This window comes from Micromonospora sp. IBHARD004, from assembly GCF_052814115.1.
On sequence record NZ_CP199934.1, the window covers coordinates 6,063,452 to 6,090,402 of the forward strand.

The window sequence follows — 26,951 nt, forward strand, 5'->3', positions numbered from 1 at the left end:
TTCGCCCCGGCGCGCCGGTCGGCGCTTAGGACTCTGTCGACAGCCTTTCCGGCCTGGCGGCCGGGGGGCTTTGGTGGGTTCTGCGGCGGTGAAGCCTACAGGCCCGGTCTCACACAACCCGACCGAGGTGGCCGCCGGCGGGGAGCACCCTCCCGCGACCAGCCTCGGACCATCGGATCAACTCAGGTGAGCGTCACTCACCCGTAGCCTTGGCGATGATCTCCTTCGCGACGCTCTGCGGAACCTCGGCGTAGGAGTCGAACTGCATGCTGTAGCTAGCCCGGCCCTGGGTCTTCGACCGCAGGTCGCCGACGTAGCCGAACATCTCCGACAACGGCACCAGGGCCCGGACGATGCGGGCGCCGCTGCGCTCCTCCATCGCCTGGATGATGCCGCGGCGGGAGTTGAGGTCGCCGATGACGTCACCCATGTTCTCCTCAGGAGTGGTGACCTCAACGGCCATCATCGGCTCGAGCAGCGCGGGGTCGGCCTTGCGGGCCGCCTCCTTCATCACCATCGAGCCGGCGATCTTGAATGCCATTTCAGACGAGTCGACCTCGTGGTACTGGCCGTCCAGCAGCGTCAGCTTGACACCCACCAGCGGGAAGCCGGCGAGAATGCCGTACTGCATGGCGTCCTGGGCGCCCGCGTCCACCGAAGGGATGAACTCCCGGGGGATGCGGCCACCGGTGACGGCGTTCGCGAACTCGTAGGTCGGCGAGTCGTTGTCCAGCGGCAGCGGCTCGACGCTCACGATCACGCGGGCGTACTGGCCGGAACCACCGGTCTGCTTCTTGTGGGTGTACTCGATCTTCTCCACCTTGCGGCGGATCGTCTCGCGGTACGCCACCTGCGGCTTACCGATGTTCGCCTCGACGTTGAACTCGCGGCGCATCCGGTCGACCAGGATGTCCAGGTGCAGCTCGCCCATGCCGGAGATGACCGTCTGACCGGTCTCCTCGTCCAGCTTGACGCGGAAGGTCGGGTCCTCCTCGGCCAGCCGCTGGATGGCGGTGCTGAGCTTCTCCTGGTCGGCCTTGGTCTTCGGCTCGATCGCGACCTCGATGACCGGCTCCGGGAAGGTCATCGACTCCAGGATGACCGGGTTCGCCGGGTCGCAGAGCGTGTCGCCGGTGGTGGTCTGCTTCAGACCCTGCACCGCGATGATGTCGCCAGCCTGGGCCGAGCCGCGCTCTTCCCGCTTGTTGGCGTGCATCTGGTAGATCTTGCCGATCCGCTCCTTGCGGTCCTTGGTGGAGTTGACCACCTGGGTGCCGGTCTCGACCATGCCCGAGTAGACCCGGACGTAGGTGAGCTTGCCGAGGTGCTTGTCGGTCTGGATCTTGAAGGCCAGGCCGGAGAACGGCTCGGACTTCGACGGCTTCCGCTGCATCGGGGTCTCGCCGTCGGTGGCGGTGCCCTCGATGGCCGGGACGTCCAGCGGCGACGGCAGGAAGTCGACCACGGCGTCGAGCATGGGCTGGACACCCTTGTTCTTGAACGCCGAGCCGCACAGCACCGGGTTGGCCTTGCTGGCGATGGTGGCGCGCCGGATGGCGGCCTTGATCTCCTCGACGGAGATCTCCTCGCCCTCCAGGTACTTCTCCATCACCGCGTCGTCGACGTCGGCCAGGGTCTCCATCAGCTTCTCGCGCCACTCCGCCGCGGAGTCGGCCAGGTCGGCCGGGATCTCCTCGATGGCGTAGTCCTCACCCTTCTGGGTCTCCCCACGCCAGGTGAGGGCGCGCATGCCGATCAGGTCGACGACGCCGATGTGGTCGCCCTCGAGCCCGATCGGGATCTGCAGCACCAGGGGGGTGGCGTTGAGCCGGTCGATCATCATCTGCACGCAGCGGAAGAAGTCGGCGCCGGTCCGGTCGAGCTTGTTGACGAAGCACATCCGCGGGACGTGGTACTTGTCGGCCTGACGCCAGACGTTCTCCGTCTGCGGCTCCACCCCGGCGACACCGTCGTAGACCGCGACCGCACCGTCCAGCACCCGCAGCGACCGCTCGACCTCGACCGTGAAGTCGACGTGACCGGGCGTGTCGATGATCTGGATCGTGTGGCCCTTCCACTCACACTTGGTAGCAGCGGAGGTGATGGTGATACCACGCTCCTGCTCCTGCTCCATCCAGTCCATGACGGCAGCGCCCTCGTGGACCTCACCGATCTTGTACGTGATACCGGTGTAGAACAGGATCCGCTCGGTGGTCGTGGTCTTACCGGCATCGATGTGCGCCATGATGCCGATGTTGCGTACGTTGGCGAGCGCGTCTGCGGCGGCCACTTCAATCCCTACTTATCGTCGTCTCGACACAACTGGTGGCGGTTCCGGCGCCGGTCCGGCGCCGGAACCAGGGTGTTACCAGCGGTAGTGCGCGAAGGCCTTGTTCGACTCGGCCATCTTGTGCGTGTCCTCGCGCCGCTTGACGGCGGCGCCCAGGCCGTTGCTCGCGTCCAGCAGCTCGTTCATCAGCCGCTCGACCATGGTCTTCTCGCGACGCGCCTTGGAGTACGTCACCAGCCAGCGCAGCCCGAGCGTGGTCGCCCGGGCGGGACGGACCTCGACCGGAACCTGGTAGGTCGCGCCACCGACACGGCGGCTGCGGACCTCGAGGGTCGGCTTGACGTTGTCCATCGCCCGCTTGAGGGTGACGACCGGGTCGGTGCCGCTCTTCTCGCGGCAGCCCTCCAGGGCGGCGTACACGATGCGCTCGGCGAGCTGGCGCTTGCCGCGCATCAGGATCTTGTTCACCAGCTGGGTGACCAGGGGCGAGTTGTACACCGGGTCAGCGACCAGCGGCTTCCGCGGAGCGGGTCCCTTACGCGGCATGTCAGCTCTTCTCCTTCTTCGCGCCGTAACGGCTGCGCGCCTGCTTGCGGTTGCGGACACCCTGGGTGTCCAGCGAACCGCGGACGATCTTGTAACGCACGCCGGGGAGGTCCTTCACCCGGCCGCCGCGAACGAGCACGATCGAGTGCTCCTGCAGGTTGTGACCCACGCCCGGGATGTAGGCGGTCACCTCGATCTGGCTGCTGAGCTTGACACGAGCGACCTTGCGGAGCGCCGAGTTCGGCTTCTTGGGGGTGGTGGTGTACACGCGGGTGCACACACCGCGCCGCTGAGGACTGCCCTTCAGCGCCGGGGTCTTGGTCTTGGTCGTCTTGGCCTGGCGGCCCTTTCGGACCAACTGCTGGATCGTGGGCACCGGGTTTCTCCGCTCCCTTCGGCCGCTGTCGCGACCGCACCGTCTGCTCGTAGCCGGCCTGATGGACGGCTCTCTTACCTTCCAACCAGGGCCACCTGACGGTGGTCCCAGCACCCGCGGTCGGGCGTGTCGCCCGGATCACGGTCCCGGTGGCGGCGCTCGCGCGTCGTACCGGGTGTGTCACCGGCACGCGGCTCACCGAGCGCCGGATCTTTGGCTTTGATCGTGCTCCGCGCGATCACCGGTGGACCGGCTCCAGCGCACGCACGCATTGCCCGGGCTGGCCCGGGCACAAGGGGAAAGAGTACCTACCACAACCGCGCAGGTCAAAACGGAGCGGTCCGGGGAACTGCGTCGCAGCCCGCCGACCGAACCCGTCACGCCCGCCCGCCCGCGATGGGCACCTACGGTTACAAGTGTACCGGCTTCCCCGCGGTGCGGCCCGGCGGCCCCGGTTCCGCCCGGAGGCCGGACTCCCGGGTCCGCCCGGCCGGGGAGGTCACGAACGCACCCGGCTGGAAGGTGACTCCGATCACATCAGCTGGACCACCAGCGCCAGGCCGAGCCCCAGCAGGCTGAGCAGCAGCCCCGCCCCGCCGCAGCTCAGGCCGGCGACGGCGAGCCCGTTGCCGGTGAAGCGGACCGCGGGCGGCGGCGCCGGCCGCCGGATCTGCCGGCGCGCCAGCAGACCGGCGACGATCGCCGCCGTCCCGGCCAGCGCGCCGAGCACGGTGAACGCCCCGGCGGCCCAGGCGCCGCCGTAGTCCGGGCCGGCGAGCCCGAAGCAGAACACCAGGAGCGAGACCAGGATGGCGGCGATCCCGGTCACCAGCGACCCGATGGCCAGCCCCGAGGTCACCGGCGGCACGTCCAGGTGGACTACGCCGAAGGGCGTGCCGGGGACCGGGTCGACCCGCTTCGGTGGGCGGGCCGGCTCGCGCGGGGGCGGCGGCACCGGCCCGGGCCGGGGACCCACCGCCGGCGGCATCGGCCCCCAACCGACGCCCGGCGGGGGCGCGGCGCCGGGAAAGCCGGGCGCCGCCGGGGGGTACGCCGAACCCCCCGGCCAACCGGCCGGTGGCTGCGGACGCCCAGGGACCGGCCCGTACGACGGACCGGCCGGCGGCGCGGACCAGGGCTGCTGCCCCGGCGCGGGCCAGCCTCCGGGGTGCGGCCCCTGCTTGCCGGCGTCCGGCGCGGACGGGCGGACCGGCGGCGGCGCGTACCCGACGGCGGCGACCTCCGGCGGCGCGCTCGGCCCCTCGTCGATCCCGGCGCCCGGCGCGGCCCACGGACTGGTCGGGCCCGCCTCCGGGGCGGAGTCGACCGGGTCCGACCCGGACCGGATCGGCTCGCCGCCCGACGGTGCGGCCGGTTCCGTCACGAGGTCCTCCTGTCGACGCGCCTCGCCCACCGCAGCGCGGCGGACACCGGCCAGGCTACCGTCGCCGGTCCCGTCGGCGGGGCCGGGCGCGGACGCCTCCCCCCGGCGGTCAGTCGACGTTCGGGGCGTAGTCCTGCCCGAAGGGGGCGTCGGCGAGCCGGACCACCCCGATCACCACGGCCGCCACCACCGCGACCGCCGCCAGCACCAGGCCGGTCCAGGCCAGCCGCTCCCCGCGCCGCAGCCAGTCCCCGCCGGTCAGGAAGCCGCCCGAGGCGTACGCCTCCCGGCGGGCCTGCCGGGCGAGCTGGAGGGCGATCGTCGACGGCACCACCCCGCCGACGAAGAGCCCGGTCAACGCCCCGATCAGGCCCAGGGCGAAGACGGCGCGGGCCTTCGTCGACCGGACCGGCTCAGGATCGAGCGGATGGCGCGGCCCGTGCTGGGCGACGGGCACCTGCCCGGGTGCGGTCGTCATGCCCACCATCATGCCGCGCCGGCGGCCTCTACGACGCCGACCGGGCCACGGTCTCCCCCGCCGGCACCGGCGTCCCGGTGGTCGGCACCGCCGTCTCCCCCGCCGCCAGCGGCGCGGCGCGAAGCAGGAGCAGCGCGGCCAGCACCACCACGGCCGCCTCGGTGAGCAGCACCGCGCGGTAGTCGAGCACCCCGATCAGGTACGCCCCGAGCCCGATCGACACGGTCTGCGGGACGGTCGTGGCCACCTCGAAGCCGGCGTACACGCGGCCCTGGAGCCGTTCGGGCGCGCTGCGCTGGAGGAGGGTGAGCAGGGCGATCGCCATGACGGTCAGCCCGGCCCCGGAGCAGACCCGGCCGGCCAGCACCACCCCGAGCACCGGCACGGCGGCCAGGGTCGCGCCGGTGGCCCAGCAGAGGAAGGCGGCCGCGGCGATCCGGACCTCGCCGAACCGGCGGATCGCCGCAGCGCTGCCCAGCCCGCCGAGGACCGCGCCGACGCCCTGCGCCGCCTGGAGCACCCCGAGGAATTCAGGACCACGGCCGAGGCCCCGCTCCACCACGGCGTACCCGGTGGATTCGCCGAAGCCGAGCACCAGGGCGAGCACCACGCTCGCGAGCACCACGCGCCGCAGCAGCGGATGACCGGTCAGGTGCCGGAGGCCCGCTGACGTCTCCCCCACCCAGTGCCGCAGGACGCCGGCCGTCCGGGCCGGGTGCTCCGGCGTGGGATCCGGGACGCGCAGCGAGAGCAGCAGCGCCGCGGCGGCGACGAAGGTGGCCATGTCCAGGACCGCCACCGCCGCCCCGCCGAACCACGTGTACAGGCCGGCGCCGGCGAGCGGGGCCAGCAGGCGCAGGCTCTCCCGGACCGTCCGCAGCAGGGCGTTGGCGTCGGGCAGCAGGTCCACCGGCAGGAGGCCGACCAGCAGGGCGGACTGGGCCGGCGCGATGACCAGGTTGAGGCAGCCGTACAGGAACATCACCGCATAGATCAGCCCGACCTGGCCCGGACCGTCGACGGCCAGCAGCGGGAGCAGGATCACCGCGCCGGCCAGGTTCGCCACCACCAGCAGCCGGCGGCGCGGCAGCCGGTCGGCGAGCATCCCGGCCAGGGGCGCCAGCAGCGCGGGCGCGGTGAAGAAGAGGAACGTCAGACCGGCCGCGCTGTTGCTGCCGGTCAGCTCCTTCACCCAGATCCCGCAGGCCAGCCACATCGAGCTGTCGCCGACGAGGGAGAGGGTCTGCCCGGTCAGGTAACGCCGGGCCCGGCGGTCAGCCAGCAGGCGTCGGGTCGACATCCGCCGCCTCCGGGGGTTCGAGCGGATAGCCGAAGAAGAGCAGCTCGACCGGACGCGCCCCGGTCGGTCGGGCGTCGGCGTCGGTGCGGCGCCCGCCGAAACGGGCGGTGAACCCGGCCACCAGCTCCCGGTACGCCGCCCCGAACTCGGCCAGCTCCGCCGCGGTGAGGTGGAAGAGGTGCTGCTGGCCGGTGGCCGCCTGGTACCACTCGCCGGGGTAGGTGGGGGCGTCGTCGACGAAGCAGCGCAGCCGCTGGACGTACCGGTCGAGCAGCACCCGGTCGAGCGCCTGCGAGGCGCGGGTCCAGTCCGGGTCCTCGGGCCGGGCCGGCGCGGACCAGCCCCGCCGGGTCAGCCGCCAGGGCCGGGCGCGCCCGCGACCGCCGCCCGCCTCCTCGACGAAGCCGTAGCGGGCCAGCTGCCGAAGGTGGAAGGAGCAGGTCGTCGGGCTCTCCCCGATCAGCTCGCCGGCCTGGGTGGCGGTCAGCGGGCCCTCGCCGAGGGCCTCCATCAGGGCCAGTCGTACGGGATGACTGAGCGCCCGCAGCTCACGGGCGTCGGTGAGGGTGCGTGGCTCCTCGTTCTCCATACCGTCGAGAGTAATCTCTCGAGAGAAGGCTCTCGAGATGTTTCTCTTCATATGGCGCACCCCGAGATGCGACGAGGCCCCCGGCAGACGCCGGGGGCCTCGTCGTTTCTACTGCTTAGCGGTACGACCCGAAGTCGAAGTCGTCCAGCGGCACCGCCTGGCCGCTGGCCGGCCCGAAGCCGTAGTCGGTCTCCGGGTAGCCGGTCATCGAGTAGACCTTGGCCTTCGCCTCCTCGGTCGGCTCGACCCGGACGTTGCGGTACTTGCTGATGCCCGTACCGGCCGGGATGAGCTTACCGATGATCACGTTCTCCTTGAGGCCGACGAGCGAGTCGCTGCGCGAGTTGATCGCCGCGTCGGTCAGCACCCGGGTGGTCTCCTGGAAGGAGGCCGCCGAGAGCCAGGAGTCGGTGGCCAGCGAGGCCTTGGTGATACCCATCAGCACCGGGCGACCGGCGGCGGGCTCGCCGCCCTCGCCGACGAGCCGGCGGTTCTCCGACTCGAAGAGCGCCCGGTCGACCAGCACGCCCGGCAGGAACTCGGTCGAGCCGGAGTCGATGACCGTCACCCGCTTGAGCATCTGGCGGATGATGATCTCGATGTGCTTGTCGTGGATGAGCACACCCTGCGAGCGGTAGACCTCCTGGACCTCCTGGGTCAGGTGGACCTGGACCGAGCGCGGGCCGAGGATGCGGAGCAGCTCGTGCGGGTCGATGGTGCCCTCGGTGAGCTTCTCGCCGACCTCGACGTGACCGCCGTCGTGGGTCCGCAGCTTGACCCGCTTGGAGATCTTGTCGTAGACGATCTCGTCGCTGCCGTCGTCCGGCACCACGATGATCTTCCGGGACCGCTCGCCGTCCTCGATCCGGATCCGACCCGGGGTGTCGGCGATGGGCGCCTTACCCTTCGGGACCCGGGCCTCGAAGATCTCCTGCACACGCGGCAGACCCTGGGTGATGTCCTCACCCGCGACACCACCGGTGTGGAAGGTACGCATCGTCAGCTGGGTACCCGGCTCACCGATGGACTGGGCGGCGATGATGCCGACCGCCTCCCCGATGTCGACCGACTTGCCGGTCGGCAGCGAACGGCCGTAGCAGGCCGCGCAGACGCCCAGCTTCGACTCACAGGTGAGCACGCTGCGCACCCGCACCGTCTCCACCCCGGCCGCGACGATCTTGTCGACCAGGATCGAGTTGAGGTCCTGACCCCGCTCGGCGACGACGTTGCCGTCCGGCCCCTTGATGTCGTCGGCCAGGGTCCGGGCGTGCACGCTGGTCTCGGCGTGGGTGTGGACGACCAGCTTGCTGTCGAGCCGCTCGCCGATCTGCATCGGGATGGCCCGGTCGGTGCCGCAGTCCTCCTCGCGGATGATGACGTCCTGCGAGACGTCCACCAGACGACGGGTCAGGTAACCCGAGTCGGCGGTACGCAGGGCCGTGTCCGCGAGACCCTTACGGGCACCGTGCGTGGAGATGAAGTACTCCAGCACGGACAGACCCTCCCGGTACGAGGCCTTGATCGGCCGCGGGATGATCTCACCCTTGGGGTTGGCCACCAGACCACGGATCGCCGCGATCTGCCGGAGCTGGAGCAGGTTACCGCGAGCACCCGAATTGATCATCTTCCACAGCGGGTTCTCCTGCGGCAGCGCGGTGTCCATCTCCTTGGCGACCTCGTTGGTCGCCTTGGTCCAGATCTCGATGAGCTCGCCGCGGCGCTCCTCGGCGGTCATCAGACCACGCTGGTACTGCTTGTCGATCCGGTCGGCTTCCTTCTCGTACCGCTCCAGGATCTCCCGCTTGCGCGGCGGAGCGATGACGTCCTCCATGCCGATCGTCACGCCGGACCAGGTGGCCCAGTGGAAACCGGCCTCCTTGAGCCCGTCGAGGGTGGCGGCGAGCGCCACCTTCGGGAAGCGCTCGGCGAGGTCGTTGACGATCGCGGAGAGCTGACCCTTGCGGATCTCGTAGTTCACGAAGCGGTAGCCCTGCGGCAGCGTCTCGTTGAACAGCACGCGGCCGAGGGTGGTGTCCACCGTCAGCGCCTCGCCCTCGACCCAGCCCTCCGGCGCGGTCCACGGCTCGGCGCCGGCGCCGTTGTCGACACCGGTGACGCCGCGCAGCCGGATCCTGACCGGGGCCTGCAGGTGCAGCTCACCGTTGTCGAACGCCATCCGGGCCTCGGCGTCCGAGCTGAACGACCGGCCCTCGCCCTTCTCACCGGGGGTGAGGTGGGTGAGGTGGTACAGGCCGATGACCATGTCCTGGGTGGGCATGGTGACCGGCTTGCCGTCCGCCGGCTTGAGGATGTTGTTCGACGACAGCATCAGGATCCGCGCCTCGGCCTGGGCCTCGGCGGACAGCGGCACGTGCACCGCCATCTGGTCACCGTCGAAGTCGGCGTTGAACGCGGTGCAGACCAGCGGGTGGATCTGGATCGCCTTGCCCTCGACCAGCTGCGGCTCGAAGGCCTGGATGCCCAGCCGGTGCAGGGTCGGCGCGCGGTTCAGCAGCACCGGGTGCTCGCCGATGACCTCTTCCAGCACGTCCCACACGACCGGCCGCTGCCGCTCGACCATCCGCTTGGCGGACTTGATGTTCTGCGCGTGGTTGAGGTCGACCAGCCGCTTCATCACGAACGGCTTGAACAGCTCCAGCGCCATCTGCTTGGGCAGGCCGCACTGGTGCAGCTTGAGCTTCGGGCCGACCACGATGACCGAACGGCCGGAGTAGTCGACGCGCTTGCCCAGCAGGTTCTGGCGGAACCGGCCCTGCTTGCCCTTGAGCATGTCGGAGAGCGACTTCAGCGGGCGGTTGCCCGGACCGGTGACCGGCCGGCCGCGACGGCCGTTGTCGAACAGCGCGTCGACGGCCTCCTGGAGCATCCGCTTCTCGTTGTTGACGATGATCTCGGGCGCGCCGAGGTCGATCAGCCGCTTGAGGCGGTTGTTCCGGTTGATCACCCGGCGGTACAGGTCGTTCAGGTCGGAGGTCGCGAAGCGGCCACCGTCCAGCTGCACCATCGGACGCAGGTCCGGCGGGATGACCGGGACGCAGTCCAGCACCATGCCGAGCGGCGAGTTGCGGGTGTTCTGGAACGCCGCGACGACCTTCAGCCGCTTGAGCGCCCGGATCTTCCGCTGGCCCTTGCCGGAGCGGATGGTCTCGCGCAGGCTCTCGGCCTCGGCCCCGAGGTCCATGTTCTGGACCAGGGCCTTGATGGCCTCGGCGCCCATGCCGCCGGTGAAGTACTCGCCGAACCGGTCGCGCAGCTCGCGGTAGAGCAGCTCGTCGGTGACCAGCTGCTTCGGCTCGAGCTTGCGGAAGGTGTCGAGGACCTCGTCGAGGCGGTCGATCTCGCGCTGGGCCCGGTCGCGGATCTGGCGCATCTCGCGCTCTCCGCCCTCCTTGACCTTGCGCCGGACGTCCGCCTTGGCACCCTCGGCCTCCAGCTCGGCCAGGTCGGCCTCGAGCTTGGCGGCCCGCTTCTCGATCTCCGAGTCGCGGCTGTTCTCAGCCTGCCGCTTCTCGGCCAGGATCTCGTTCTCGATCGTGGAGAGGTCACGGTGACGCGACTCGGCGTCCACGCTCGTCACGACGTACGAGGCGAAGTAGATGATCTTCTCGAGGTCCTTGGGGGCGAGGTCCAGCAGGTAGCCCAGCCGGCTCGGCACGCCCTTGAAGTACCAGATGTGGGTCACCGGAGCGGCCAGCTCGATGTGCCCCATCCGCTCACGACGGACCTTGGAACGGGTCACCTCGACGCCGCAGCGCTCGCAGATGATGCCCTTGAAGCGGACCCGCTTGTACTTACCGCAGTAGCACTCCCAGTCCCGCTGCGGACCGAAGATCTTCTCGCAGAAGAGCCCGTCCTTTTCCGGCTTGAGCGTGCGGTAGTTGATCGTCTCGGGCTTCTTGACCTCACCGTGCGACCACTGACGGATGTCGTCAGCGGTGGCAAGGCCGATGCGCAGCTCGTCGAAGAAGTTGACGTCGAGCACTATGTCCCCTATGTCGTCGTCTGTACTGCTTAGCTAGTGGGTGGGGTCGGGAGCCGGCGAGCCGGCTCCCGACCGCTCACCTCAGACCTCTTCGACCGAGCTCGGCTCGCGCCGGGACAGGTCGATGCCCAGCTCCTCCGCGGCCCGGAACACCTCGTCGTCGGTCTCGCGCATCTCCAGGGCCACACCGTCGCTGGAGAGCACCTCGACGTTGAGGCACAGCGACTGCAGCTCCTTGAGCAGCACCTTGAACGACTCCGGAATGCCCGGCTCGGGAATGTTCTCGCCCTTGACGATCGCCTCGTAGACCTTCACCCGGCCGAGGACGTCGTCGGACTTGATCGTCAGCAGCTCCTGCAGGGCGTAGGCGGCGCCGTACGCCTGCATCGCCCAGCACTCCATCTCACCGAAGCGCTGGCCACCGAACTGCGCCTTGCCACCCAGCGGCTGCTGCGTGATCATCGAGTACGGGCCGGTCGACCGGGCGTGGATCTTGTCGTCGACCAGGTGGTTGAGCTTCAGGATGTAGATGTAGCCGACCGCGATCGGGTCCGGCAGCGGCTCGCCGGAGCGACCGTCGAACAGCTGCGCCTTGCCCGAGGAACCGATCAGCTGCTTGCCGTCCCGGTTGGGCAGGGTCGACGAGAGCAGACCGGAGATCTCCTCCTCGCGGGCACCGTCGAAGACCGGAGTGGCCACGTTGGTGTCCGGCTCGGACTCGTGGGCGTCGATCGAGCGCAGCTGCTTCTTCCACGCCGCGTCGTCGCCCTCCACGCTCCAACCGGTCTTGGCGACCCAGCCGAGGTGGGTCTCCAGGACCTGGCCGATGTTCATCCGGGAGGGCACACCCAGCGGGTTGAGCACGATGTCGACCGGGGTGCCGTCCTCAAGGAACGGCATGTCCTCGACCGGCAGGATCTTGGAGATGACGCCCTTGTTGCCGTGCCGGCCCGCGAGCTTGTCACCGTCCTGGATCTTGCGCTTCTGGGCGACGTAGACCCGGACCAGCTCGTTGACACCCGGCGGCAGCTCGTCGCCGTCCTCGCGGGAGAAGGTACGCACACCGATGACCGTGCCGGTCTCGCCGTGCGGCACCTTCAGCGAGGTGTCCCGAACCTCACGCGCCTTCTCGCCGAAGATCGCGCGGAGCAGCCGCTCCTCCGGGGTCAGCTCGGTCTCGCCCTTCGGCGTGACCTTGCCGACCAGGATGTCGCCGGGGACGACCTCGGCACCGATCCGGATGATGCCGCGCTCGTCGAGGTCCGCGAGCATCTCCTCGCTGACGTTCGGGATGTCGCGGGTGATCTCCTCCGGGCCGAGCTTGGTGTCCCGGGCGTCGACCTCGTGCTCCTCGATGTGGATCGAGGTCAGCACGTCCTGCTGCACGAGGCGCTGCGACAGGATGATCGCGTCCTCGTAGTTGTGGCCCTCCCAGCACATGAACGCCACCAGCAGGTTGCGCCCGAGCGCCATCTCGCCCTCGTCGGTGCACGGACCGTCGGCGATGACCTGACCGGCCTCGACGCGGTCGCCCTCGAAGACGACCGGCTTCTGGTTCACGCAGGAGCCGGCGTTGGAGCGGCGGAACTTGTGCAGCAGGTACGTCCGACGGTGGCCGTCGTCCTGGTGGATCGTGACGTAGTCGGCACAGAGGTCCTCGATCACACCGCCGACCTCGGCGACGACCACGTCGCCGGCGTCGACGGCCGCGCGGTACTCCATGCCGGTGCCGACCAGCGGAGCCTCGGCCTTGACCAGCGGCACCGCCTGACGCTGCATGTTGGCACCCATCAGGGCACGGTTGGCGTCATCGTGCTCGAGGAACGGAATCATCGCGGTCGCGACCGAGGTCATCTGCCGCGGCGAGACGTCCATGTAGTCGACGGCGCCGGGAACCACGTCCTCGGTCTCGCCGCCCTTACGACGGCAGAGGACCCGGTCCTCGGCGAACGTGCCGTCGGCCTTCAGCGGCGCGTTGGCCTGGGCCTTGACGAACCGGTCCTCCTCGTCCGCGGTCAGGTAGTCGATCTGGTCGGTGACCCGACCCTCGACGACCTTCCGGTACGGCGTCTCGATGAAGCCGAACGGGTTGACCCGGGCGAAGGTGGACAGGGCGCCGATCAGGCCGATGTTCGGGCCTTCCGGCGTCTCGATCGGGCACATCCGGCCGTAGTGGGACGGGTGCACGTCACGGACCTCGAAGCCGGCCCGCTCCCGGGACAGACCGCCCGGGCCGAGCGCGCTCAGCCGGCGCCGGTGGGTCAGACCCGCCAGCGGGTTGGTCTGGTCCATGAACTGGGACAGCTGCGACGTGCCGAAGAACTCCTTGATCGCCGCCACCACCGGGCGGATGTTGATCAGGGTCTGCGGCGTGATCGCCTCGACGTCCTGGGTGGTCATCCGCTCGCGGACGACCCGCTCCATCCGGGACAGGCCGACCCGGACCTGGTTCTGGATCAGCTCGCCCACGGTACGCAGGCGCCGGTTGCCGAAGTGGTCGATGTCGTCGGCCTCGTAGCCGTCCTCACCGGCGTGCAGCCGGCAGAGGTACTCCACGGTGGCGACGATGTCGTCCTCGGTCAGCGTGCCGGTGGTGATCGGCACGTCCAGCTCGAGCTTCTTGTTGAACTTGTAACGACCGACCTTGGCGACGTCGTACCGCTTCGGGTTGAAGAAGAGGTTGTCGAGCAGGGTCTGGGCGTTCTCCCGGGTCGGCGGCTCGCCAGGGCGGAGCTTCCGGTAGATGTCGAGCAGCGCCTCGTCCTGGCCGGCGATGTGGTCCTTCTCGAGCGTGGTCATCATCAGCTCGGACCAGCCGAACTTCTCGCGGATCTGCTCCGCGGACCACCCGATGGCCTTGAGCAGGACGGTGACGGCCTGCCGGCGCTTACGGTCGATGCGGACGCCGACCGTGTCGCGCTTGTCGATGTCGAACTCCAGCCAGGCACCCCGGCTCGGGATGACCTTGACGCTGGAGAGGTCGCGGTCGGAGGTCTTGTCCGGCTGCTTGTCGAAGTAGACGCCCGGGGACCGGACGAGCTGACTTACCACGACGCGCTCGGTGCCGTTGATGACGAAGGTGCCCTTCGGCGTCATCATCGGGAAGTCACCCATGAACACCGTCTGGCTCTTGATCTCGCCAGTGGTGTTGTTGGTGAACTCCGCGGTCACGAACAGCGGAGCGCAGTAGGTCAGGTCCTTCTCCTTGCACTCCTCGATCGAGGCCTTGACCTCGTCGAAGCGCGGAGCCGAGAAGGAGAGCGACATGGTGCCGGAGAAGTCCTCAATGGGACTGATCTCTTCGAGGATCTCCGCGAGACCCGAGCGTGCGTGCGGGTCGTCCGCCGACCGGCCCTGCCAAGCCTCGTTGCCGACGAGCCAGTCGAAGGACTCGTTCTGGATGGCGAGGAGGTTGGGGACCTCGAGGTGTTCGGTGATCCTGCCGAAAGAAACTCGGCGGGGAGCGAAAGCGCTCGACGTACGACTGGTCTTCGCAGGGCGGGAAGCTGCCAAGATGCGTCCTTCCGAGGACCGGTGCTGCAGAACGGCTGGTACGCGTGCACTCCAATGACCCCACCAGAATTATCCGTAACCGGACATTTCCGAGCAGGGGTCAAGTCGGAAGGCAGCGCAAACTAGCAGTGTAGCCGAGAGGCTAACCGCTGTCCAGCCCACCCCGCAGGTCATCGCGGAACTCGCCTCGGGACCCCGGAAAACGGGTCTCACCGGGCCGCTCGGAACGCGACGTTCCTGCCGGGCCGCTCGGGTGTGGCGGCGATGGTGCTGCCGCTGCCATTACCCAAGTCGTGGCCGTTGCAAGCGCGGAAGGTCTTGCTGGTGTCAGCGTGCCTGCCAGCCCGGTCTCGCGTCAAGGGCCGGTTACCGGTCGGGGTGTCTTTCCCACCGACGGACTACCGACAGGCCCCGCTCCGCGGGGTACGCCGGACGTCGGACGCCCTGCTCACGCCGCTGCCACCGGAACCCACCAACCAGAGCGGGCGGCGATCCGTTCCCGGATCACCGCCCGCCGCGACGCGGTGTGCCCCGGCTCACGTGAGCCGGACGCGCGTCAGGTCGTACTCAAGGTCACTTGAGGGTGACCTTGGCGCCCTCGCCCTCGAGCTTGGCCTTGGCCTTCTCGGCGGTCTCCTTGTTGGCCTTCTCCAGGACGGCCTTCGGAGCAGCCTCGACCAGGTCCTTGGCCTCCTTGAGGCCCAGGCCGGTCAGCTCACGCACGACCTTGATGACCTGGATCTTCTTGCCACCGTCGGCGTCGAGGATGACGTCGAACTCGTCCTTCTCCGGCTCGGCCTCGGCCGGCGCGGCACCCGGGGCGGCAACGCCCATCGCGACCGGGGCCGCGGCGGTGACCTCGAAGGTCTCCTCGAACTGCTTCACGAACTCGGAGAGCTCGATCAGCGTCATCTCCTTGAACGCGTCGAGCAGCTCGTCGGTGCTGAGCTTCGCCATGTCTGGCGTCCTTTCTAAAAGTGAAAACTAAGAACGTGGGTGCGCCGGGAGGCCTCAGGCCGCCTCGGCGCCCTCCTTCTCGCGCTTGTCCTGCAGGGCAGCCGCCAGACGGGCGGTCTTGGAGAGCGGAGCCTGGAACAGGGCCGCGGCCTTGCTCAGGTTGCCCTTCATCGCGCCGGCCAGCTTGGCCAGCAGCACCTCGCGGGACTCCAGGTCGGCGAGCTTCGTGACCTCGGCCGCGGAAATGGCCTTGCCCTCGAAGACACCGCCCTTGATGACGAGCTTCGGGTTGGCCTTCGCGAAGTCGCGAAGCCCCTTCGCCGCCTCGACGACGTCGCCCGAAACGAAAGTCAGCGCGGTAGGACCGGTGAACAGCTCGTCGAGGCCGGAGATGCCCGCCTCGGTCGCCGCACGCTTGGCCAGCGTGTTCTTCGCGACCGTGTAGGTGGTCTCCTTGCCGAGCGAGCGCCGCAGCTGGGTGAGCTGGGAAACCGTCAGACCACGGTACTCGGTGAGCACCGCAGCGCCCGCGTTGCGGAAGCTCTCGGTCAGCTCAGCGACGGCCGTGGCCTTGTCGGCCCGGATCGGCTTGTCCGCCATGTCCCTCCTCTCTCGTTGCTCGAGGCTGGTCGCCGTCGACGAGCGGAAGCTCGGCGACGGCGCCGGAGGCATCACGACAACGAGAAAAGCCCCGGCGCAGGGCGCGCGGGGCGAGGGCCGGCCCGATCACCATGGTCGGCGGACCACGGGGAGAACCGAGTTACGCTTGCCGCCCTGCGCGGGTCGCCCGTCATCGCGGAACCTTCGACCGTGCCGGGGCACGGTGACCAGCGGTCTCTGGGTGGAACTACGGCACCAGGTTACGCGACGTGTCCGCGTACCGCCAAATCGGCCCCGGCGTGCGCCCGGTCACCCCGTCAGGCCCGGGAGCGGTGTCGCCAGGCGTAGCCGGCCAGGGCCACCGCGGCCCAGACCGCTGCCCAGAGCGAGAGCAGCAGCGCCGACGGCGCGGCCAACGACCCGGTCAGCGCCCGGGCGACCGCACCCCGGCGGCGATCTGGAGCAGCGTGGCCGGTGGTACCGCAACCAGACGTTCTCCAGCCGCATGCCGCGAGCCTGCCACAGCGGACAAACGAACGGGGCCCCGCCACGGTGTCGTGGCGGGGCCCCGTTACGGGAGCCGTGCTCAGGCCTCGGCCGAGCCCTCCTGCAGGTTCTTCACCAGCTTCGGGTCGATCGGAACGCCCGGGCCCATGGTGGTGGTCAGGACCACCTTCTTGAGGTACGTGCCCTTGGCCGAGGACGGCTTGGCGCGGAGCACCTCGTCGAGGACGGCGGCGTAGTTGTCGATCAGCTGGGTGTCGGAGAACGAGGCCTTGCCGATGATCAGGTGGAGGTTGGAGTGCTTGTCCACCCGGAAGGTGATCTTACCGCCCTTGATGTCCGCGACGGCCTTGGTGACGTCCATGGTCACCGTGCCCGTCTTCGGGTTCGGCATCAGGCCGCGCGGGCCCAGGATCCGCGCGATCCGGCCGATCTTGGCCATCTGGTCCGGGGTGGCGATCGCCGCGTCGAAGTCCAGCCAACCGCCCTGGATGCGGGCGACCAGCTCGTCGGTGCCCACCTCGTCCGCACCCGCCGCGGCGGCCTCCTCGGCCTTCGCGCCGGCGGCGAAGACGATCACGCGGGCGGTCTTACCGGTGCCGTGCGGCAGGTTGACCGTGCCGCGGACCATCTGGTCCGCCTTGCGGGGGTCGACGCCGAGGCGCATCGCGACCTCGACCGTGGCGTCGAACTTGACGTTGGTGGTGTCCTTGGCCAGCTTGACGGCCTCGGCGGGGCTGTAGAGCTTCGACCGGTCGATGACCTCGGCGGCCTTGCGGTAGCTCTTGCTGCGCTGCATTTCTGGTTACTCCTGTGGTCTCTGGCGGGCCGCGGTCACCGCGCGCCCTCCCACGAACTGATCGGGATAGTGCTGACCGACGTCAGTCGTTGACGATGATGCCCATCGACCGGGCGGTGCCGGCGATGATCTTCGCAGCCTGGTCGACATCGTTGGCGTTGAGGTCGACCATCTTCTTCTCGGCGATCTCACGCACCTGGGCCTGGGTCACGGAGCCGACCTTCTGGCTCTGCGGGACGCCCGAGCCCTTCTCCACGCCGGCGGCCTTGAGCAGCAGCCGGGCGGCGGGCGGGGTCTTCAGGACGAAGGTGAAGGTCCGGTCCTCGTACACGCTGATCTCGGCGGGGACGATGTCGCCCCGCTGGGACTCGGTCTGCGCGTTGTAGGACTTGCAGAACTCCATGATGTTCACGCCGTGCTGACCGAGCGCCGGGCCGACCGGCGGAGCCGGCGTGGCCTGGCCCGCCTTCAGCTGAAGCGTGAACGTCTTGACGAGCTTCTTCTTCGGAGGCATGTCTCTTCCTGGGGCTTGGAACTGGGAAAGCGCCGGTCGCGGGCACGCACGGTCAGCGCGATGCGACAACGACGACGTTCTAGGGTAGCGCAGACTTCCGCCGCCCTCCGCGCCGAGGTCCGACGGGAGGGCGAAACGACGCACCGGCGGCAGGCCGAAGCCCACCGCCGGTGCGACCGTACGTCAGATCTTGGCGACCTGGTTGAAGTTCAGCTCGACCGGCGTCTCCCGGCCGAAGATCGACACCAGCACCTTGAGCTTCTGCTGGTCGGCGTTGATCTCACTGATCGTGGCCGGCAGCGAGGCGAAGGCGCCGTCGGTGACGGTGACCGAGTCGCCGACCTCGAAGTCGAGGACCCTGACCTCGGGCTTCGCCTTCTTCTCCACGGCCTCGACCGCCGGGGCCAGCCACTTCAGCACCTCGTCGAGGCTCAGCGGCGCCGGGCGGTCGGCCCGGTCCGTGGCCCCGACGAAGCCGGTGACCCCCGGGGTGTTCCGGACGCAGGAGTAGGACTCGGCGGTCAGCTCCATCCGGACCAGGATGTAGCCCGGGAAGACCTTCGCCTGGACCTGGGACCGCTTGCCGTTCTTGACCTCGACCTCTTCCCGGGTCGGCACCTCGACCTGGTAGATGAAGTCCTCCATGTCGAGGGAGGTGATCCGGGTCTCGAGGTTGGTCTTGACCTTGTTCTCGTAGCCGGCGTAGGAGTGCACCACGTACCAGTCGCCGGGCGCGTAGCGCAGCTTCTGGCGCAGCTCGGCGACCGGGTCGTACTCCTCGTCCGGCGCGGGCTCGGTGGTCGGGAATTCCGGCTCGCTGGCGGCCTCGACCGACTCATCGTTGGCCGCCGTCGCCACCGTGGACTGCTCGTCCGTGGTCTCGGCGGTCTCGTCGTACTCAGGCACGCTCGCTCACTTCCGTCACTATCGGCACAGTCAGCCGGTCAGCTGGGGTTGCCGAAGACCCACAGCACGCCCTTCGCGAACGCGAAGTCGAGAAGGCCCACGATCGTCAGCATCACGGCGACGAAGGTGACCACCACGGCGGTGTAGGTCAGCAGCTCCTTGCGCGTCGGCCAGATGACCTTACGCAGCTCGGCCACGACCTCGCGGAAGAACCGCGCGATGCGGGCGAAGAGGCCCACCCGGTCGGTGTCCTTGCGGGTCTTCCGACCGTCGGCCGACTCGGCCCGGGCCCGCGCGCGGGTCGCGGTGCCACCCCGGGAGACCGGCTCGTCCGCGTCGGTGGCGTCGTCGTCGGCCACGTCGTCGACGACCGCGTCTTCGCGCTGACGCTCGTCGCCGGCGTCCTCGCCGCGCCGCTTGCTCTCGGCCACTTCGCCCTCCGTGCGGGGTATCGGGTCGCACGCCGATAGGCGTGCGCGGCGTTTGGTCACGCCGGCCGGACCAACCGTCCCGCGACGGGCCGCGGCCGGCGGACCGACCGGGAGGGCCCGATTGCCTCGGAACCACCCCGCCGATGCCACCACCACGGGCCGAACGCCGCCGTTCGGCGGCGCGACCCACGGGAACGGTCAGGCCTGAGGCGCAGGGGTGACAGGACTTGAACCTGCAGCCTGCGGTTTTGGAGACCGCTGCTCTGCCAATTGAGCTACACCCCTGTGCGGCAACTCTCACCCCACCCGACCACGCACGGCCGAGCAGGGGTCACTTGCCCCACGGCGGACCAGTGTACGGGTAGTCGTACGACTTTCCCAACCGGTCTGCCACCAGCGCGTCGGAACACCCCTCAGCGGGGCGTCCGGATGGTCGCCCGGGCCTGCGAGAGCACCTTCTCCCCCAAGCAGGTCGCGGTCACGTCGAGCCTGGTCAGACCGTCTTCGGTGACCTCCTTGACCACCGCGGCGACCTCGATCTCGGTGCCCTGGTCGTCGTCCGGGACCACCACCGGACGGGTGAACCGGACGCCGAAGTCGACCACCGCGTCCGCCGCGCCGGCCCAGGTGGTGACCGCCCGGCCGACCAGCGCCATGGTGAACATGCCGTGGGCGATCACGCCCGGCAGGCCCACCTTGGTGGCGAACCGGTCGCTCCAGTGGATGGAGTTGAAGTCGCCGGAGGCGCCCGCGTAGCGGACCAGGTCCGCGCGGGTCACCCGGAAGGTCTGGGTGGGCAGTTCCATGTCAGGCCTCCCCGCGTACGACGATCTTGGACCAGACGGCGACCACCGGCTCGCCGGCGGCGGTGCGCACGTCGGTGCGGGTGGTCAGGAAGCCGTGCCCGCCCCGGCTGGTGATCTCCTCGATGGTGTTCACGCAGACCAGCTCGTCACCGGCGACCACCGGACGGGTGTACGCGAACCGCTGGTCGCCGTGGACCACCCGGCTGTAGTCCACGCCGAGGGCCGGATCCTCGATGATCTGCCGGCTGGCGGCCATGGTGACCACCACGGGGAAGGTCGGCGGCGCGACCACGTCGGGGTGCCCGAGCGCGCGGGCCGCCTCCGGGTCGTGGTGGGCCGGGTCGGTGGCGCCGATGGCCGTGGCGAACTCACGGATCTTTTCTCGGCCCACCTGGTAAGGGGCGGTCGGCGGGTAGGTCCGGCCGACGAAGGACGGGTCCAGGGACATGCCGCGAACCTACACGGAAAACACGAACGCCGATCCGTACGGGGCGGCGGCTCGGGGCCGTCGTCCGTGCGGATCGGCGTTCGAAGATGCTGCGGGACCGGGCCGGCCGAGCCGGCCGCGGGTCAGCGGGTCTCGCGGTGAATGGTGTGCTTGCCGTCCCGAGGGCAGAACTTCTTCAGCTCGATGCGGTCCGGGTCGTTACGACGGTTCTTGCGCGTGATGTAGTTGCGCTCCTTGCACTCCACACACGCCAAAGTGATCTTCGGCCGGACATCGGTCGCCTTCGCCACGGCGGAGTGCCTTCCTCGCTAACGGATAACAACTACGGCGCATCAGCCTACGCACTGACGGCGCGGACATGCAAAGTGGGCGCCTGTGGCGCCCATCCCACCGACCGCCGGGAAGCCCGGAGGACGAGAGTAGCGGTGGCCGGACTTGAACCGGCGACACAGCGATTATGAGCCGCTTGCTCTGCCATCTGAGCTACACCGCCGTGGCGGGTCCAGCCGGACCCTGTGAGCCCCCTTACGGAATCGAACCGTAGACCTTCTCCTTACCATGGAGACGCTCTGCCGACTGAGCTAAGGGGGCCTACCCGATCGCCCCGGAGGGCGTCGCGCAGAGGAAACCCTACACGACCTCGCCGTCGAGGTGAAATCGGATCCCCCTCACAGCCGGGGTGATCCGCGTCCGCCCAGTTCAGAGCAGGGTCACCGAACGGTCCGGGACCACCCGCAGCCGGGGCGCCTCGACGGTCGCCTCCGGCTCCACCTGGGCGCCGAACCACGCCTCCAGCCGCTCGTACGGCAGCGGCCGGCTGAACAGGAAGCCCTGGCCGATCTCGCAGCCGATGTCCTGGAGCAGTTCGAGGGTGAGCTCGCTCTCCACCCCCTCGGCGACCACCGCGAGGCCGAACTGCTGGGAGAGCGTCACCACCGCGTTGACGATCGCCAGGTCGCCCGGGTCGGTCGCCATGCCCTGCACGAACGAGCGGTCCACCTTCACCTCGTGCACCGGCAGCCGGCGCAGGTAGGCCAGGGACGAGGAGCCCGTCCCGAAGTCGTCCACCGAGAGCCGTACGCCGAGGTCACGCAGCCGGTGCAGGGTCGGTATCGGCCGGTCCGTGCCGTCCAGCACCCCGGCCTCGCGGATCTCGAAGGTGAGCCGCTGCGGCGGCACGCCGTACTCGTCGAGCAGCTCGCGTACCTGGTCCGGGAAGTGCGGGTCGGTGAGCGTACGTGCGGAGAGGTTGACCGCGACGGAGAGCGGCTGCTCGGCGTGGGCCCAGTCCCGACTGCGCCGCAGCCCCTCCCGGAGCACCACCTCGGTGAGCCGGCCGAGCTGGCCGGTGTGCTCGGCCACCGCGACGAAGTCCTCCGGGGCGACCGTGCCGTGCGTCGGATGCTCCCAGCGGGCCAGGCACTCGACCCCGAGCAGCCGCCGGTCCCGCAACGTCACCTTGGGCTGGAAGTACACCTCCAGCGCACCCTCGTCGAGGGCGCGCCGCAGGTCTCCGGCGAGGCCGAGGCGGCGGAGCGACCGGGACTCCAGCGCCGGGTTGAACAGCTGCACGCTGCCGGGCACCGCCTTGGCCGCCGTCGCGGCCAGGTCGACCCGTTGCAGCAGGGTCGCCGCGTCGCTGCCGTGATCCGGGTGTACGGCCACCCCGACGGCGGTGTCCACGTCGAGGGTGAGCGAGTCGAAGACCATCTCGTCGCGGATCTGCTCGCGCAGCTCGGCGGCGAGCTCCAGGGCCGCCTCGGCGTTCTCCAGCCGCAGGGTGACCAGGAACTCGTCGCCCCCCGCCCGGCCCACCAGGGCGGACGACGGGGCGCAGGCGCGCAGGCGCTCGGCCACCTCGACGAGGACCTTGTCGCCCGCGGCGTGCCCCAGCGACTCGTTGACCTGGCGCAGCCCGTCCACGTCGAAGAGCAGCACGGCCACCACCTCGCCGGGCGCCCGGATCTTCACCGCCTCGTCCAGCGCCCCGGTGATCCGCCGCCGGTTGGGCAGCTTGGTCAGCGCGTCGTGGTACGCGTCGTGGCGCAGCCGGTCGACCAGCCGGGAATTCTCCAGGGCGACCGCGGCGTGCGCGGCGACCGTCTCCAGGACCGGCACGTCGTCCGGGGTGAAGAAGCCGATGCCACCGAGCCGGTTGACCACCTCCAAGACGCCGATCACGGCCTGCCCGGAGCGGAGCGGAACGATGATCGCATCCTTCGCCGACGCCTCCCGGAGCATCGTGAGCTGCGCCTTGTCGCCGCCCAGCCGGGCGCCGACGGCGATCGTCTGCCGCTGCGCGATCGCCTGTTCCCGCAGTTTCCCGGAAATCTTGGAGAAGTCGAGCAGGCCGGGCCCGTCGACCCGGGCGGTGAGCAGCACCTCAGGATGACGCCCCTGCTCCGGCAGCCAGAGGGTGGCGTACTCCGCCTGCATCAGCGCGCGGACCCGGCCGAGCAGGGCATCCGGCAGTGTGCCGTCCTGACCGCTCTGAGTCATCGCCCGGGTGAGGTCGTAGATGTCGGCCAGGGTCCGGTGCTGACGCAGGAACTGGGCGTAGGTGCGGTAGACGACGGCCACGATCAGCGCCAGCGCGCCCAGCAGCACCAGCGACCAGTGCGTCGTCGTTACCGCGATGAGGATGACCAGGCCCACCGTCACGCTTACCGCCGCGGCGAGCAGCGGGACGCCGGATGTCTTGACGACCTCCCGACCGGCCTGCCACCCCTGCAGCAGGGTGATCACGCCGACCACGGCCGCCAGGGTGACCAGGGTGACCGTGCTCACCGCGGCGAACAGGATGCCCCAGGTGCCTGGGCCGACTCCTCGGGTCGGCGGCAAGGCCAGCAGGACCATGCCGGCCAGCGAGGTCGCGGCCGCGGAGCGGGCGACATTGAAGGCGAACTTGGCCGGGCCGAGCCGCCGGCGAATCTGGGTGATGAAGGCCGCGAGGGTCGCCACGAGGACGACCGTCAACGGTGGGAGGTAGTACAGCGCCAGGACCAGCGGGATCTCAGTGATCGTCGCGGAGAGCTGCTGGCGGCGCACCACGAAGCTCAGCACCGGCAGGTGCGCGGCGACCAGGGCCACGAGCAGCAGGAGAGCGATCCCCCACCTACCGTGTGGTTCCGGGGAGGCGATGCCGAGAAACGTGGAGCAGATGACCGCCAGGAACGCCAGCGGGCCGGTGATCAGCCAGGCTTGCTCCGTGGTGCGTCTGGCCACTCCGGTACGGCTTGCCATCCCGCTCCCTAATCGTGACGGGGAGAAGCTCCCCGTTCACAGCCGATCCAGGCGAAGAGGAGCTTGAGGGGAGCCGCTCTCCGCCGCGTCACGACCGCGGGCGGCCTAGGTCCACTCGAACTCGAGGGTGGTCAGATCACCGCTGGTGGGGATGCCGGCAACGTTGGCGACGCCCACGGCCAGGGCAACCAGCATCAGAGTCAGACCGAGCAGCCGACCCAGCTTATGAGTGGGCATGTGGGGCTCCTGTCGCGACGATCAGCACGGGGGGCGTGAAGATTCCATGATGGTGCCACAAGCGCCGAGGCCAACAAAGACCTCGGTGGGTGGGCTCGGCCAGGACGCGGACAAATCCAACCGATCGGCAGGATGCCCTGCCTGGCGGGGTGATACCCACACCGCACTGTCCGCCATGCCTCGCTTCACTTGGCGAGTACTCGGACCTTAGGTGTCAATGGTTGATTTCTCTTGAGTGCCCCCGAAGCGGCGAAACGCCCCCGTACGCTCACGCGTCACCTGTCTGCACCGCTCTGACTACCAGAGCCAGGCCGACCGACGCTACCCATGTATCGAAGAATTTGCCGTTGACGCGGTCACCACGCGTGGTGGTGGCTTGGCAGCCGGCGCTGGTCGGAGGTCCCGGCTACTTCCTGCTGCTTCGCCTGTCCGAGTGCTGCCTCGACTTCGAGCACGCTTTCGCGAAAAGACGCCTGGGTTCCGCGCGGCCATGGCCGTAACGGGATGAAGCACCTATATCGCACTCGCCAGGAGCTGAACATGACGACGCCCACCACCCCCACGGCTCGGGTAGCCGACCACGCCGACCACGACGTCCGGTACCTGCACCGCCACGGTGACGAGACGAAGCCCTCGTGGAAGACCACCGAGTTGGCCGTTTACCTGCTCTCCGTGATCGGCGTGCTGATCGCCTCCAACGCCGTCGGGGACGGCGCCGCGAACAACGGGGCGACTACTTCGCCGCCGACAGGGCCTGGTGGTTCATCACGCTTCTGACCGTCGGCTACCTGGTCAGCCGCGGTCTGGCCAAGGCCGGCAGCCGCACGCGCGACCACGACCCGCGCACCAACCGGTAAGTCGCCCGCAGCAACCCGGAGCCCCGTCGGCCCCCATCGCCGAAGGTCCGACGGGGCTCCGCTTTGCGAGAGGCCCCGTCGTGCCAGGTCGCCGCTGACGCGGCTGACCTACCCGGTGCGCCACAACGAGTTGCGAATCCCCGTTCGGTAATGGGCGTTACCGCTTCGAGGGGTCGGGTAGACCGGGTTGACCTCCCCAGGAATTACAGACCGTGCCGAGGCCGAACCTTGGCAGCGGGGCGAGGGAGTGCAGGGAATGACTCATCGCATCCAGGAGGAAAGATGAGCACACAGGCTGCAGCGAGACAGCAGGCACCTGACCGGGCGGTCGGGGTGCAAGAAGCACCTCAGTACGCGCCGATGATGATGGGCGAACAGCGCCCGATGCAGGCGCCTGGAACGGAGACCAAGCCGTCGCTGCGGACAACCGAGTTCTGGGTCTACATCGCGGCAGTGATCGGTGTGCTGGCCGCATCTCAGTTGGTCGGCAAGAACTCGGTCGGCGTGGACATCTTCCGCGCCAACCAGGCCTGGTTCTTCATCACGCTGCTGACCCTCGGCTACCTCGGTAGCCGCGGTCTGGCCAAGGCCGGAAGCAACCACCGCAGCGAAGAGGAGCGCAAGGCACGGCACTGAGTAAACGGATGAAAGCGACGGCGGCCCGGGAAACCCCGGGCGCCGTTGTGTGTCCACTACCCAGGTCAACCCATAAGCACCCACCCCTGACGCTCGTCCTGCCCGAAGGCGAGCATCAAGGCCGACCCCACCGAACTCGGGAAGGCCACGGACAGCTCCTACTGCACCCGGTCGCCGAGGAGGAGCCGGCTACCAGCGAAGCCACGTCAAGCTGCGATGAACCATTACGCTGCCCCCTGGCCGCAGCTTCGCCGCGATAGCTCCCCCCGATACGCCCCTGGACTGTGAGCGACGGCGGGCAACGGTCGGACTCAGCGGGACTAAACAAGATCGGCACCCGACCGCATTACTGCTGGTCAGGGCCGTTCTCGCACCTGGTGGCGGGTAGAGGATTCGAACCTCTGTAGCTTTCGCGACGGATTTACAGTTTTGCCCGTTCTCAAGGTCGTCGATGAATGTTCGCCCAGGTCAGGGCCGCTTTTGTGTCCCGCTGGTCGGCCCGACCTCCCCCGCGTGCCCGTTGCGTGCCCCTTCGGAACGATCTTCGGCCTTCCGTGCCCGGTCCAGGAATGCGGCCACCTCGGCGCCGCTCTGCGGACGGCCGGCCGTCCGCTGCTGCCTACCAGGGAAGAGGAAGGCGTCCGGGTTCTGGGGCAGCTCGGCGAGGTGCTGAAATCTCAGCGGAGCGTGTCGGATCGAGGCAGCGGCGTTCGTAGCAGGGGTGAAAGGCGGCCCGAGGGGGCGGCCACACGACGACAGGAGATGATCCCGATGGCGAAGTACCTGTTCCGTGCTCGACGACACGACCGACTCCGCCACTGCGGAGGAGATGGCCGCGATCGGCGCCTTCAACGAGCAGCTCGAGGCCGAGGGCCACTGGGGCTGGGCCGCGCCCCGGAAGGCCTTCGCCTGTCGATATGAGTTGACCTATTCGCCGCGCGGGTACGAGGCTGACCGGATGGGGACTGTCATCCGCAATTTCGCGTTCGACTGCGCCGACCCGTACGAACTGGCGCACTTTTGGGGCAAGGTCTTCGACTGCCCGGTCGACCCGCAGTTCAAGCCCGACGACGACGAAGTGGCCATCGAGCCGCCCTCCGGCACCAGGCTCTACTTCCAGCGGGTACCGGAGCCAAAGAGCGTCAAGAACCGTGTGCACATCTGCCTACAGCCCGAGGTACTACGCGATCAAGAGGTCGAGCGTATCCGCGCCCTTGGCGCCACCATCGTCGCCGATCGGCGCGATCCGGACGGCAGCGGCTGGGTCGTGTTGGCCGACCCGGAGGGCAACGAGTTCTGCGTGTTACGCAGCGACGCCGAGCGCCAAACAACCGCATAGTCCATGTCGCACCCGGACCGCCCTGCCGCTCAGCAAGGTCCAATGTGCCCGTTGCGTGCCCGATCGGCCGGTCGAGCAGGGGCAACAACGGTCAACCGCGGCGGGAGACGACAAAGGCCCTTGACTTGCGTTTCCGCAGGTCAGGGCCTTGCCGATCCCTGGTGGCGGGTAGAGGATTCGAACCTCTGACGGTCG

At 69.2% G+C, this 26,951-nt stretch carries 23 protein-coding genes and 3 tRNA genes; 3 read left to right on the plus strand and 23 right to left on the minus strand.

Annotated features, from left to right (window positions below; translation table 11 throughout):
* Positions 1 to 193: 193 nt before the first annotated feature.
* From fusA to ACTWO6_RS29610, 23 genes are all read right to left on the minus strand, one after another.
* Positions 194 to 2,290: an elongation factor G gene (fusA, locus tag ACTWO6_RS29500; protein WP_446216955.1), complete on the minus strand. Its 2,097-nt coding sequence runs from the start codon at positions 2,288 to 2,290 to the stop codon at positions 194 to 196.
* Positions 2,291 to 2,365: 75 nt separating this feature from the next.
* Complete coding sequence (gene rpsG, locus ACTWO6_RS29505) at positions 2,366 to 2,836, minus strand: 30S ribosomal protein S7 (RefSeq protein ID WP_088647009.1); 471 nt, start codon at positions 2,834 to 2,836, stop codon at positions 2,366 to 2,368.
* 1 nt (position 2,837) lies between these two features.
* Positions 2,838 to 3,212 carry a 30S ribosomal protein S12 gene (rpsL, locus tag ACTWO6_RS29510; protein WP_007465318.1) on the minus strand — a complete coding sequence of 125 codons (375 nt, stop codon included), beginning with the start codon at positions 3,210 to 3,212 and terminating at the stop codon, positions 2,838 to 2,840.
* Between the two features lie 532 nt (positions 3,213 to 3,744).
* Positions 3,745 to 4,200, minus strand: coding sequence for a hypothetical protein (locus ACTWO6_RS29515; protein ID WP_446220815.1), 456 nt, complete (start codon positions 4,198 to 4,200; stop codon positions 3,745 to 3,747).
* Between the two features lie 505 nt (positions 4,201 to 4,705).
* Entirely contained in the window at positions 4,706 to 5,074 is a 369-nt protein-coding gene (locus tag ACTWO6_RS29520; protein WP_446216956.1) for a hypothetical protein, read from the minus strand.
* Positions 5,075 to 5,102: 28 nt separating this feature from the next.
* Positions 5,103 to 6,374 (minus strand): MFS transporter, encoded by a 1,272-nt coding sequence (locus ACTWO6_RS29525; RefSeq protein ID WP_446216957.1) that lies wholly within the window; start codon positions 6,372 to 6,374, stop codon positions 5,103 to 5,105.
* Complete coding sequence (locus ACTWO6_RS29530) at positions 6,349 to 6,963, minus strand: ArsR/SmtB family transcription factor (RefSeq protein ID WP_446216958.1); 615 nt, start codon at positions 6,961 to 6,963, stop codon at positions 6,349 to 6,351. The genes ACTWO6_RS29525 and ACTWO6_RS29530 overlap by 26 nt, the downstream gene beginning before the upstream one ends.
* Before the next feature lie 115 nt (positions 6,964 to 7,078).
* Positions 7,079 to 10,966, minus strand: a complete 3,888-nt coding sequence (locus tag ACTWO6_RS29535) for a DNA-directed RNA polymerase subunit beta' (protein WP_446216959.1) — start codon at positions 10,964 to 10,966, stop codon at positions 7,079 to 7,081.
* 81 nt (positions 10,967 to 11,047) lie between these two features.
* Positions 11,048 to 14,479, minus strand: coding sequence for a DNA-directed RNA polymerase subunit beta (gene rpoB, locus ACTWO6_RS29540; protein WP_446216960.1), 3,432 nt, complete (start codon positions 14,477 to 14,479; stop codon positions 11,048 to 11,050).
* Positions 14,480 to 15,052: 573 nt separating this feature from the next.
* The gene (rplL, locus tag ACTWO6_RS29545; protein WP_089012491.1) at positions 15,053 to 15,436 is read right to left on the minus strand and encodes a 50S ribosomal protein L7/L12; all 384 of its coding nucleotides are present in this window, start codon (positions 15,434 to 15,436) and stop codon (positions 15,053 to 15,055) included.
* Between the two features lie 54 nt (positions 15,437 to 15,490).
* Positions 15,491 to 16,036, minus strand: a complete 546-nt coding sequence (rplJ, locus tag ACTWO6_RS29550) for a 50S ribosomal protein L10 (protein WP_120729737.1) — start codon at positions 16,034 to 16,036, stop codon at positions 15,491 to 15,493.
* 586 nt (positions 16,037 to 16,622) lie between these two features.
* Entirely contained in the window at positions 16,623 to 17,339 is a 717-nt protein-coding gene (rplA, locus tag ACTWO6_RS29555; protein WP_446216961.1) for a 50S ribosomal protein L1, read from the minus strand.
* Between the two features lie 82 nt (positions 17,340 to 17,421).
* Positions 17,422 to 17,853 carry a 50S ribosomal protein L11 gene (gene rplK / locus ACTWO6_RS29560; RefSeq protein ID WP_109944007.1) on the minus strand — a complete coding sequence of 144 codons (432 nt, stop codon included), beginning with the start codon at positions 17,851 to 17,853 and terminating at the stop codon, positions 17,422 to 17,424.
* Between the two features lie 183 nt (positions 17,854 to 18,036).
* On the minus strand, positions 18,037 to 18,759 hold the full coding sequence (nusG, locus tag ACTWO6_RS29565) for a transcription termination/antitermination protein NusG (RefSeq protein WP_089012486.1): 723 nt from the start codon (positions 18,757 to 18,759) through the stop codon (positions 18,037 to 18,039).
* Between the two features lie 38 nt (positions 18,760 to 18,797).
* Positions 18,798 to 19,190 (minus strand): preprotein translocase subunit SecE, encoded by a 393-nt coding sequence (secE, locus tag ACTWO6_RS29570; protein ID WP_446216962.1) that lies wholly within the window; start codon positions 19,188 to 19,190, stop codon positions 18,798 to 18,800.
* A 212-nt stretch (positions 19,191 to 19,402) separates the two neighbouring features.
* A tRNA-Trp gene (locus tag ACTWO6_RS29575) sits at positions 19,403 to 19,475 on the minus strand.
* Positions 19,476 to 19,603: 128 nt separating this feature from the next.
* Positions 19,604 to 19,996, minus strand: coding sequence for a MaoC family dehydratase (locus tag ACTWO6_RS29580; protein ID WP_446216963.1), 393 nt, complete (start codon positions 19,994 to 19,996; stop codon positions 19,604 to 19,606).
* A gap of 1 nt (position 19,997) precedes the next feature.
* Positions 19,998 to 20,444: an FAS1-like dehydratase domain-containing protein gene (locus ACTWO6_RS29585; RefSeq protein WP_446216964.1), complete on the minus strand. Its 447-nt coding sequence runs from the start codon at positions 20,442 to 20,444 to the stop codon at positions 19,998 to 20,000.
* 122 nt (positions 20,445 to 20,566) lie between these two features.
* The gene (gene rpmG, locus ACTWO6_RS29590; protein ID WP_067301359.1) at positions 20,567 to 20,734 is read right to left on the minus strand and encodes a 50S ribosomal protein L33; all 168 of its coding nucleotides are present in this window, start codon (positions 20,732 to 20,734) and stop codon (positions 20,567 to 20,569) included.
* Between the two features lie 130 nt (positions 20,735 to 20,864).
* Positions 20,865 to 20,937, minus strand: a tRNA-Met gene (locus ACTWO6_RS29595).
* A 25-nt stretch (positions 20,938 to 20,962) separates the two neighbouring features.
* Positions 20,963 to 21,035, minus strand: a tRNA-Thr gene (locus tag ACTWO6_RS29600).
* Positions 21,036 to 21,143: 108 nt separating this feature from the next.
* Positions 21,144 to 23,687 carry an EAL domain-containing protein gene (locus tag ACTWO6_RS29605; RefSeq protein ID WP_446216965.1) on the minus strand — a complete coding sequence of 848 codons (2,544 nt, stop codon included), beginning with the start codon at positions 23,685 to 23,687 and terminating at the stop codon, positions 21,144 to 21,146.
* 105 nt (positions 23,688 to 23,792) lie between these two features.
* Positions 23,793 to 23,924, minus strand: coding sequence for a hypothetical protein (locus ACTWO6_RS29610; protein WP_446216966.1), 132 nt, complete (start codon positions 23,922 to 23,924; stop codon positions 23,793 to 23,795).
* A gap of 540 nt (positions 23,925 to 24,464) precedes the next feature.
* Here ACTWO6_RS29610 and ACTWO6_RS29615 point away from each other — a divergent pair.
* The 3 genes from ACTWO6_RS29615 to ACTWO6_RS29625 all read left to right on the plus strand — a co-directional run bounded on the left by ACTWO6_RS29615 (position 24,465) and on the right by ACTWO6_RS29625 (position 26,756).
* A complete protein-coding gene (locus tag ACTWO6_RS29615; protein ID WP_446216967.1) occupies positions 24,465 to 24,701 on the plus strand; it encodes a hypothetical protein in 237 nt (78 codons plus the stop codon).
* Positions 24,702 to 25,063: 362 nt separating this feature from the next.
* A complete protein-coding gene (locus ACTWO6_RS29620; RefSeq protein WP_446216968.1) occupies positions 25,064 to 25,417 on the plus strand; it encodes a hypothetical protein in 354 nt (117 codons plus the stop codon).
* Between the two features lie 958 nt (positions 25,418 to 26,375).
* Entirely contained in the window at positions 26,376 to 26,756 is a 381-nt protein-coding gene (locus ACTWO6_RS29625) for a VOC family protein (protein ID WP_446220816.1), read from the plus strand.
* The last annotated feature ends 195 nt before the right edge of the window (positions 26,757 to 26,951 follow it).